At 25.8% G+C, this 10,039-nt stretch carries 9 protein-coding genes; 2 read left to right on the top strand and 7 right to left on the bottom strand.

Features of this window, described 5'->3' with window-relative positions; all coding sequences use genetic code 11:
• Positions 1-82: 82 nt before the first annotated feature.
• From EK368_RS02030 to EK368_RS02005, 6 genes are all read right to left on the bottom strand, one after another.
• Entirely contained in the window at positions 83-622 is a 540-nt protein-coding gene (locus tag EK368_RS02030; RefSeq protein ID WP_129596068.1) for an ECF transporter S component, read from the bottom strand.
• 168 nt (positions 623-790) lie between these two features.
• The gene (locus EK368_RS02025) at positions 791-2,059 is read right to left on the bottom strand and encodes a tetratricopeptide repeat protein (protein WP_129596067.1); all 1,269 of its coding nucleotides are present in this window, start codon (positions 2,057-2,059) and stop codon (positions 791-793) included.
• A gap of 129 nt (positions 2,060-2,188) precedes the next feature.
• Positions 2,189-4,318, bottom strand: a complete 2,130-nt coding sequence (locus tag EK368_RS02020) for an Eco57I restriction-modification methylase domain-containing protein (protein ID WP_129596066.1) — start codon at positions 4,316-4,318, stop codon at positions 2,189-2,191.
• Positions 4,319-4,435: 117 nt separating this feature from the next.
• Positions 4,436-4,873, bottom strand: a complete 438-nt coding sequence (locus tag EK368_RS02015) for a hypothetical protein (protein WP_129596065.1) — start codon at positions 4,871-4,873, stop codon at positions 4,436-4,438.
• An 80-nt stretch (positions 4,874-4,953) separates the two neighbouring features.
• Positions 4,954-5,880, bottom strand: coding sequence for a hypothetical protein (locus tag EK368_RS02010; protein ID WP_129596064.1), 927 nt, complete (start codon positions 5,878-5,880; stop codon positions 4,954-4,956).
• A gap of 249 nt (positions 5,881-6,129) precedes the next feature.
• A complete protein-coding gene (locus EK368_RS02005; RefSeq protein ID WP_129596063.1) occupies positions 6,130-6,726 on the bottom strand; it encodes a hypothetical protein in 597 nt (198 codons plus the stop codon).
• Positions 6,727-6,860: 134 nt separating this feature from the next.
• On the opposite strand from EK368_RS02005, the gene EK368_RS02000 reads away from it, so the two are divergent.
• Both EK368_RS02000 and EK368_RS01995 read left to right on the top strand, forming a co-directional pair.
• Positions 6,861-7,853, top strand: a complete 993-nt coding sequence (locus EK368_RS02000) for a hypothetical protein (protein ID WP_129596062.1) — start codon at positions 6,861-6,863, stop codon at positions 7,851-7,853.
• Positions 7,854-7,962: 109 nt separating this feature from the next.
• Positions 7,963-8,787 carry an alanyl-tRNA editing protein gene (locus tag EK368_RS01995; protein ID WP_165000290.1) on the top strand — a complete coding sequence of 275 codons (825 nt, stop codon included), beginning with the start codon at positions 7,963-7,965 and terminating at the stop codon, positions 8,785-8,787.
• A 108-nt stretch (positions 8,788-8,895) separates the two neighbouring features.
• Here EK368_RS01995 and EK368_RS01990 read toward each other — a convergent pair whose 3' ends face one another.
• On the bottom strand, positions 8,896-9,987 hold the full coding sequence (locus tag EK368_RS01990; RefSeq protein ID WP_129596060.1) for a hypothetical protein: 1,092 nt from the start codon (positions 9,985-9,987) through the stop codon (positions 8,896-8,898).
• Between the last annotated feature and the right edge of the window lie 52 nt (positions 9,988-10,039).

Below are 10,039 nucleotides of genomic sequence, written 5' to 3'. Positions count from 1 at the left end.
CGTTTCTATATATTTTCCAAATTTGAAAATTTAGTGACGTTTTTTATGACTTTGTCTATAAGCTAAAGCTTCTCACGAAGCTTTATTTATTATAATGTATTTTTAATTTTTGAAAAAATTTCACTTTATCTAATGCAATCATAAGAGGAGCTGCAAGAATTCCTCCTCCAATTCCTTGAGTAATATTTCCTACAATACCCACTACCGCTCCCTTAAATCCATACAATATACTTTCAAACAACAAATATCCACCCACCATCACTACTGATCCTACAATCACTGAAAAAGAAAAAGCTACTAGTTTTTTAGATACTCCATCATTTTCTTTTACTATCTTATGATAGATATAACCTACTATCAAAGCATCTAACCCTTTAATCACAAAAGTTGCAGGTGCATATATAAAATAAGAAGAAAATACATCCGCAAACAAAGACCCAATAGCAGCAGCAATACTTCCTAAAACTGGTCCTAATAATATACCACTAAGATATACCATACTATCACCAATGTGAATATATCCTTTTGTAGGAGTTGGTACCTGAATTAACATAGTACCTACTAAAACTAATGCAGTCATCAATCCTGTCATGGTTAATTGTCTTATATTCATTTTGTTCATTGTATCGTTCCTCCTTCAAATTGTATCTATTTATATTTTTTCAAATTGATTATAACACAGAATAGTATCTATGTAAACTATAAAACCAACTATAATGTATCGTTACATTGTAGTTGGTTCATTATTAATTAGAATAAAAAATTCTCATAGAAACAATAAAAAAGCAAGTCAATTTTTAATGACTTGCTTTTTTATTGTTTCTATTTTCAATTTTGAAATTGCCTCATATACTGGAAGATAGTTAGGAAGAATTTGTTTTGCTTTATAAAGATGCCATTTTGCTTTTTCAAACTCTCCTATACTTAAATAAACTAACCCTAAATTATGATGTCCATACCCATTTTCTGGATATTTTTGCACTAGGTTTTGCCCATAATATACAGCTTGATCATATTGTTTCAAATCTTTACCATATAATTTTGTCAAATTCATTAAAATAACGGTATCCATTTCATTTTCTTTTATGAACTTTTCATAATATTCAATGGCTTTATGATAATTTGAAGTTTCTTGATAAGCGATAGCTAAGCTATAATAAATATCATCTTTTATATTCCATACATCCTCTAAATCTAAATCTAGAGCTTTTTCAAAACATATAATTGCAGCTTTATCTTTTCCAATTTGAAATAAAATATCCCCTATCAATTTCCAATTCAATGGGTGATTTGGATATTGTTCAATACGTTCTTCTAAATACAAAACTGCACTTTCAAAATATCCACAATTCATATATGCAACAATCAAATTATTTACTAAATGATCATCTTTTGGATTGATTTCTAATGCTTTTTTGCATATCTGAATTCCTTCTTCATACAAACCATGCATCAACAAAAAATTACTCATATTTAAATATGCCTCTGATGAATCTGGCTGTAACTTCTGTTGAATTTTTAAACAACGAATACTCTCATGAAGTTCTCCTTTTTCTTCATAATAATATGCTAAATCTTCAAATACATAATATCTTTTATATTTTTTTAAAAAAAATGGATTGTTTTTATATATACATAAAAAAGCAACTTTTGCAATATCCATTCTTCCTGCTTGTAGATGTACTTTTCCTTCTTCAAAGAAAATTTTCCAAGCATCTGAATTAAAAGCCACTTTTCTCAACTTGTATTTTTGAATCCACATTTGTTCCATTTCTTTTTGAGAAATAAATGTTTTAGGAAAAAACAATTGATCTTCTATCCAGAAGCAAGGAATATTTTTATAAATATGATTTTTTGCAACTTCTCCATTTCCTTCATCATTTAATTTGATTTTCACCCAATATCCAGGAATTTTTCTATATTGTTTCCGAAATTGAATACTTTTTACTCCCCAAATAGATATATTTTGCTCATAAATTTTTTCTTTAAAATGAAAAATCTTTTTCATATAATAGTCTCTTAAACTTTGCGTAGGAAAGAAAATATTCAATGTTTGCAAAATATAGCCTCCTTTCCATTTAAGGGACTATATAACTTTTTTTGGTCTTCATTACTGTAGCCCTTGTATTTTCAATACATAATATTCTATTTTTTTCATTTTGTGATTTATGATTTAAACTTTTAATTTCTATATTCCTATATTTCTATAATACAAAGCTTCTACCATTTCTATTTCCTTTTGAGTAAAACCATAAATTTTATATAAAATTTGATCTATATGATTCTGATCTATAGGATTTTCACCTTTTTGAATCATCTTGTTTGTCAATTTTTTTATTCTTTGAGCATCTTGTCCATCAATTGGCCAAAGGATAGGTATATGTTTTAAAGGTGTTGCATAAAGCTCTAAATACTCTCCTTTTCTTTTTCCTCTATTATAAAGCCAAAAATATACAATCTTAGAATTCAAAAATCCTAATAATATTTTTAAATCTACATCATCATCTTTTTTTGTCAAAAAATAAACATCTGCACTAGCATACCATGAACCATTATGAAAAGCAAATTTGTTCTCTTTTGCTCTATGAGGAACAATAATTTTTTCGTTTTCAAATATTTCTTGTTTTCTCGGCCATTGAAGAGCATACCATTTTCGTGTTCCTTTAAGAGTCTCTCTTCTTTTTTCCAGTACAGGTTTATACTTCAAAAGATATTGTAAAATTTTTTCACATCTTTGTGTTTTTATAAAAGTATTATCTAAGATGTATAAAATATATTTTTTAGGATTTATATTTACTGTATATCTTTGTATATCACTATTTTTATACATAGGCTTTACATAATGAGATTTCAAAAGCTCTAAAGAAGCGACCTCTTCTTTAGAGAGTACAAAGATCCCTTGGTCTATTACAATATTTCTAGTTTGTAACTCTTTAGAAGGAATTTTTCTTTGTATCATCTCTTTTGTTACTTTATCTGCTCCGCTGACAATTCCTTGATTAATATAACATAAGGATTCTAAATTACAATTAGATTTTTTATAAATTTTTTCTAAAATAAATCTATAATCATTATTTTCTTCTATGAAAATATGTCCATTTTCTCCATAAATACTTTGTTGTTGATCTAATGTATACTTTTTTATTTTTTGACTTTTATCTTCATAAAGATGACCATAAAGTTCCTTTGAACCAATATTTTTTTCTGTTATATATTGAATTTGAATAGGACAAGATTCATCATATCCTTCTCTAAGAAAAAATATCATATTATGTTGTCCTTTAGCTTCCTTAAAGATCTCATAATCATTGAAATTAATAATTTGCAAAAATGTGGTATTCTCTTTTATAAAATTTCTTAATTTACAAGCTCCATCAGCTGTCAAGAAATAATTAGTAGTTATATAAGAAAGTATTCCGTCCTTTTCTAAAAGTTCCATTGCTCTATAAATAAAAAAATAAAAGTAGTCCATCTTACCCTCATAATATTTTTTTCCAAAAGAAGTATCTTTTAATGCATCAAAAATTGATTTATTCCCTTTTTCCCCTAAATAAGGTGGATTTCCTAAAACAATATGAAATGTTCCCCATTTTAAAAATACATCTTCTATTAAACTATCTCCTTGTATAATGTTTAAATAAGGTAAAAAATCTATAAAACTTTTTTCATTTTCATATACTAAAGAAAGCAATACCAATTTTAAAATAATGATTGGATTTTTTTGAATATCTATTCCAAATAAATTATTTTCTACAATATATTTTTTAATAAAAAAATCATCTGTTTTTTTATATAATGACTTGTAAATTCTTTTTTTATATTTAAATATTTTTTTAAAGGATCCTATTAAGAAAAATCCTGTTCCACAAGCCATATCTATAATTTTTACTTTATCTATCCAATAAAGAAGATTCTCAATTTCTTTTTTTTCTAATGAATCTTCTCCTGTTAAAAATACTTTGATCTTTTCTTTTATATATCCTGTTTTCTTTTCAAAGTAATACAGCAAACTTTCTTCTACAATATAGTCTACTATATATTCTGGAGTATAGAAGCTTCCTGTTTTTTCCTTATCTATTAAAGAAATAGTTTTTTCATATTGCTTACTAAAGCTACTAAAGTCAAAATATAAATCTTTTATTGTATCCCATTGTATTTTTCCTTGCAATTTTTCGTCTACATCCATACTTAATTGACTAAAAATATTCTTTCCAAACTTTTTTAAAAAAAATATTTTACATAACTCTACTATATCATCAGACTCTGTTTTATCTAAAGATTTTATTTGTTTGAGTACAGTCTGTATTGTTTTTTCCATCCTATCTCCACCTAAACTATTGTTAACTCTTTATTTTCATCTATAATTATTTCTATATACTTTTGTAAACTCCTCTACTCTATTCTTTAAATATAGAAATAACGCGTAAAATACGCGTTATTTCATCATTTTTTTCAAATACATACCTTCTCCAACCTTTTTAACTCCATCTATTTGTTGTATTAATTTATCTACAATCAAATCCATATCCTGAAAATTAATATCTACACCCTTCTTTTTTAAATATTTCATAATTGTAATCAATCGAATTGGATAATCACATGGATTTTTAAAATAAGGATGTTTTTCAATTTTCTTTTTAATACTTGCTTCATTTATATCAAAAACTTTGATCACATTTTCAAAATCTGGATTGCCTTCTAATTGACTAATCAAATAATCAATTTGCGCAGTCGGCTTATTAAATTTCTTTACTAACTTTCTAAATTCTTTCAAAAATTTCAGATCATTTTTTCCCTGTTCTTCTGATAAATCTAACTCTAAATATATTTCTTCCCTACACGAGTCCACCAAATCTGATAATGGTATTTCCATAAAGATTTCTTATCCCCCTCAAAATATTCATTTCATAATATATATCATTGTACATATTTCATACTTTTATGTCAATTCAACTATAGTAAATCATCTAGTTCTAATACTTCATCTTTATAATACTTAATCTCTTGTTTTAAAATATCTTCTATTATTTTTTTTGACTTTAAACACTCCTCTTTTGAATTACATTCTACTTCTATTTTATTTTTTTGTATGCTAATTTCAGCAAGAAGTTCATTCTCATCTAATAATTTAAAAATAACATAATCTCTTTCTTCAAAATCCAATTGTATCATTTCATTGTTCTTTAATTTTTGTATTATTTTTTTTTCATCTTTTATAAGATATGTACTTTGCCATATTTTATATTCCTCTTCATCTTCTTTTTGGTCTAATACTTGTGTAATGACTCCTAAGTATTCTTGTAATAAAATGGTATTGTTTTTTAAGAAATTTCCCCAATTTGCATAAGGAGTCTTCTCCTTATATTCATTATATTTAATAACAATATTTCTTTCTATACTTTTTTTGAAAATAGGAGGTATGTAAACAGGTCTATAAAAATATACATTTCCTGAAATCTTTATAACTCTAGCTAATACTAAATCCTTAATTTGTAAATCTTCTATATTTTGCAAATCAATATATTCATATTTTTTTGTAAATAAGTCTTCAAATTTCCCTTTATTGCCCTTGCTTTCTTTCAATTCATAAATACTTAAATAAGAATCTATTCTCTTTTGTATAAATATTTTTTCTTCTTTCGTTATATCATCTTTATGTTGTTCATAATATTTTTCAATTAATTTTTTCCCAGTTCTTTCTTCATAATCATAAACTAACCATTCATTAAAATCTACAAACATATTTTCATCATTTTGTATAGCTGTACACAATTCATCAAACTCTTGTTTAGCCCTTTGAATATCCTCTTCTAATTTACATTCTATCAAAAATTTCAAAGCTTTTTCTTCTATATTCATTGTTAAATTATAAAGATCCATTATTTTCTCCCCTCGTATCATTATTCTATTTTTTATAATATATAGGAAATTGTGCTTATTACCAAATTGTAGATCCACTCATAATTTGTGTTATATATTTCAAGAAAGTTCACTTATTAACATTCCAAAAGGAATACTTTTTTATTATACCTCATTCTTTATGTAATGATATCAGTTTTTATTTCATATACAATATAAACCCTCAATTCTTGGATCATCTACTATACTATAAAACTAGGAGTCCTAGTTTCATAGTATAGTATTCCTATTTTGTATATTTAATACATAAGAAAGCGCTGGTGCTTTTTTATAAAAATTTTCTAGTCTCATATCTTCTCTTTCTTCTAAAGAATACATCAATGCAAACAAAATTTGAATATCTTCTTTGGTTAATTTTGAAAAATCAATTCTAAAGAATTTATTATAAATAATAGATGCTAATTCATCATCTATTTCAAATAGGTCATAATCACTCTTTTGAAAAATTTCTCTGAAAATAATATTTTCATCTTCTTCTAAATCTTTAAGTGCAATACCATATAAGATGCTTATCTTTTGTATTAAGTTTTTAGATAAACTTCTCCATATATTCATTCCTTTTTCATTAAGCTTTGGAATGATCATTTCTATATCTTCTATATATCTTAGTAACACAATTTTCGCACAATGATTCAAACATGATTTTTTAATAAATAGTCTAGCCCACTTTTCATCTTCTAACTCCATATTTAAACGACTATCTATTTTCATTTTTTTTAATATTCCTCTATTTTCATATTCATATTTCATAATAAAAATTTGAATAAATTCTTTTATTCCTTCATATATGTTCTTTACTTCATTCATAAATCTATCCTCCTTTCATTAAATCTTTACTATATATTATTCAGCCTGTCTCTATTTGTGTTTTAATACATCATAAATTAAAAATTAGTTCAAATTTTTATTATTCTCACATATATTGAAAAGAGGTGATTTAAATGTTGAAAAAAATTATTACTGGTATACTCTTAAGCCTACTTTTGTTCCTATCTTTTATCTTTTATCAATTTCTTTATCAAAATCAATATGTATCTACATTTAAAACTTACGTAATCCCAAACCTTAAAATTTCATCTTCTGTCATAGAAGAGTATAAAAACAAAGAAGAATCTATTCATAAAAAAGCAAAAGAATCTATTATTCTCACCACTTTAAAAAATTTAAAATATGAGCAATGGATAAAATACATAGAATATATGGATATCCATCTTTATGAAGAAAATATTATGCCTAATGGTGAAAATGAATTAATTATATCTTTAAATCTTTCAAAAGATTTATCTGTCATTTCCATTTATCGTTTGATTGGAAATGAATATGTATTTACAAACAAAATAGAAAATCTTCTTCCTATAGAAAATATAGAATTTATACCTATCAAAGACCTTGGATACAATTTAATGATTACTCATCAACTTCTTGATGAAAAACTTGGCGCTTTTTTTGTGGAGCAGTTTATGGAAATATTTATTTATCTAGACGATGAATTTAAAAGTATATTTAAAAAAAATAAATATCTTGAGGAAATATATGCTGCCAAATGGATAGATGAAACAGCTCCTCCTGATGAATGGATTCAAATTATTGAAAACAATCAAATAGAAATTGTACAAAATAAATATCCAGTAATTTCTGTATCCATTCATAGGCAAAAGTGCAAGGCAATCAAAAGCATTTTTCCTTCTCCATCAGATTTTAAACCTATCGAAACCATAGTAACAAAAGAAGTATATTATTATAGTCCTAAATATAAAAACTTTATTTTAGGGGAAGGATCCATTACTACCTCTTCTAAACCTATTGCCATCATAGAAGACACAAACCATTGGATAGAATCTTTTTTAGGATTTTCATCTAATAATTATAAAATTCTTACAGAACAAGGAGAAATCTTTTTTATCCCTAAAAATTCCATTACGATATATCCATAACCTTAGAAAAAGGAGATGATTTCATCTCCTTTTTCTAAGGGAAGGACTTTTATTTATTTATATAGAATATTATTATATACGACATTAATCACTAAAGGAGATGATTTCATTGACGAAAAAATTATTCTACGACAATATCTATCTAAAAGAATTTAGTGCAAATATTATTCATTGTGAAACTAAAGATGAATTTTCTCATATAGTTTTAGATCAAACAGCCTTTTATCCACAAGGAAATGAACAGCCTAGTGATATAGGAAAAATAGGAGAGCTTTTGGTTTCTTATGTCTATGAAAAAGATAATAAAATTTATCATGTAGTAGATCAACCGCCATCACAAAATCAAAATTTAAAATGTAGGATCAACTGGGAAACTAGATTTGATCATATGCAACAACACCTTGGCCAACATATATTATCTGCATGCTTTGAAGAATTATTTGATGCACCCACAATAAATCTTCATTTAAACAAAAACTTTAATAGCATAGATGTAAGAATTGATCAATTTTCTCAAGCACAAGCTCAAAGAGTAGAATATTTTGCAAATCAAATTATTTTTAATAACTTTCATGTAAAACAATATTATCCTTCTGTTAAACAAGTTGAAATAATGCCTTTAAGGAAAGTTCCTTTTGTTCAAAAAAATATTAGAATCGTTGAAATTGATCAATTCGATTTCTCTCCTTGTTATGGAATCCATCCTTCCCATACAGGCGAAGTAGGAATAATTAAAATTAGAAAGTTAGAACAAAATAAAGATTATACTCGTATAGAATTTGTTTGCGGAAATCGTGCTTTAAAAGATTATTACTGGAAAAATCAAATCATACATAAAATATCTAATCTTTTGTCTGTCCCAGAAGAAGATATTTTCATTCATGTAGAAAAAATAATCAAAGATTATTATCTTCAAAAAAAAGAGCACCTATAAAGGCACTCTTTTTTTGCTTCTACCCTGTATACGCTTGGAAAATATCTTTACTCACATTTATTAATTATATATAAATAAATCCTATCCTGCAATAGGGTTTATAAATTTTTACTCCTTTACTTTTGCATAATTTAATATTTTTTGTAGAATATTTCCCCTTAATTCATCTATTTTTTTAAAATCCATGTATTCTATATAAATTTTTTCTAGATGATCATGTTTTTCTTTTGCTCTTTTAATATTTAAAATACCCGTATGAATAAGTTCTTCATAAATTTTTTGGTCTTCTTTTAATATATCTTCATGTTGATTTAAAATATCTTTTTTCATAAAATCCCAAAATACGATTTTTTCATCATAACTATGAGCATATTTATCACCAATAGTAATACCTACTTGCAATAAAGGTATAATTAAAGTTTGTATATTTTTTTCATCTAATGGTTCATGATAGACTTCTACATTTAAACCTCTAGTCCTTGCCTCATAAGCAATGTTCTCTATAAATTCAGACATTGCATCCATATACCTTCCGTCTATATAATAAATTGTATTCATTCCTTCTAGAATAGTTTCATAATGATCTACATACCCCTTAGGTGTAAACGCACTTCCAAATAAATGTCTTATCTTTCCTTCTTCATTATAATCTAAATGATTAAATAAATTTTGTTTGAATTTAGCTAGTGTTTGATCTAGTTTTCTTTTTTCTAATGCTTCTCCATATATATTATATATATCATCCCTTATAAGCTTTGCTGCCGCGAAAAATTGATATGCTCTTTTAAAACATTGACTGGTTTCTTTACTGATCCTTATAATAGCATCTTTATGCTTTTGGATTCCATGTTCATTCCAAAATTGTCCAAAATTTAATATTTCATCTACTGCTCCTGGATATTTAGGATCTACTATATGGGGTGCGGTTCCATCAATCATTGCAATTTTCAAATCAGGTATAACAATTCCGTCTAAAGAATCATAGTCTGATGAGCATTGATGAAATTCTACATCATATCCTATTTTTGATATGTCATACCCAATTTTTCTCATAAATGAAGATTTTCCTACTCCTGGTCCTCCTTTAATAATCCACAATTTCCGTGTTTGGGAATCAATGATTTGATCATAATAAGAATAAAATCCTTTTGATGTATTTCCTCCTGGAAACACTCTCTTTATTCTTCCATTTCCATTCATGTACTATGTGCTCCCTTCTAGCTAAGTTTTACAAAGATATTATTATTTTATT

The organism is Anaerophilus nitritigenes (assembly GCF_004138215.1).
GTDB lineage: Bacteria > Bacillota > Clostridia > Peptostreptococcales > Thermotaleaceae > Anaerophilus > Anaerophilus nitritogenes.
This window is presented reverse-complemented; position numbering and strand designations above follow the sequence as displayed.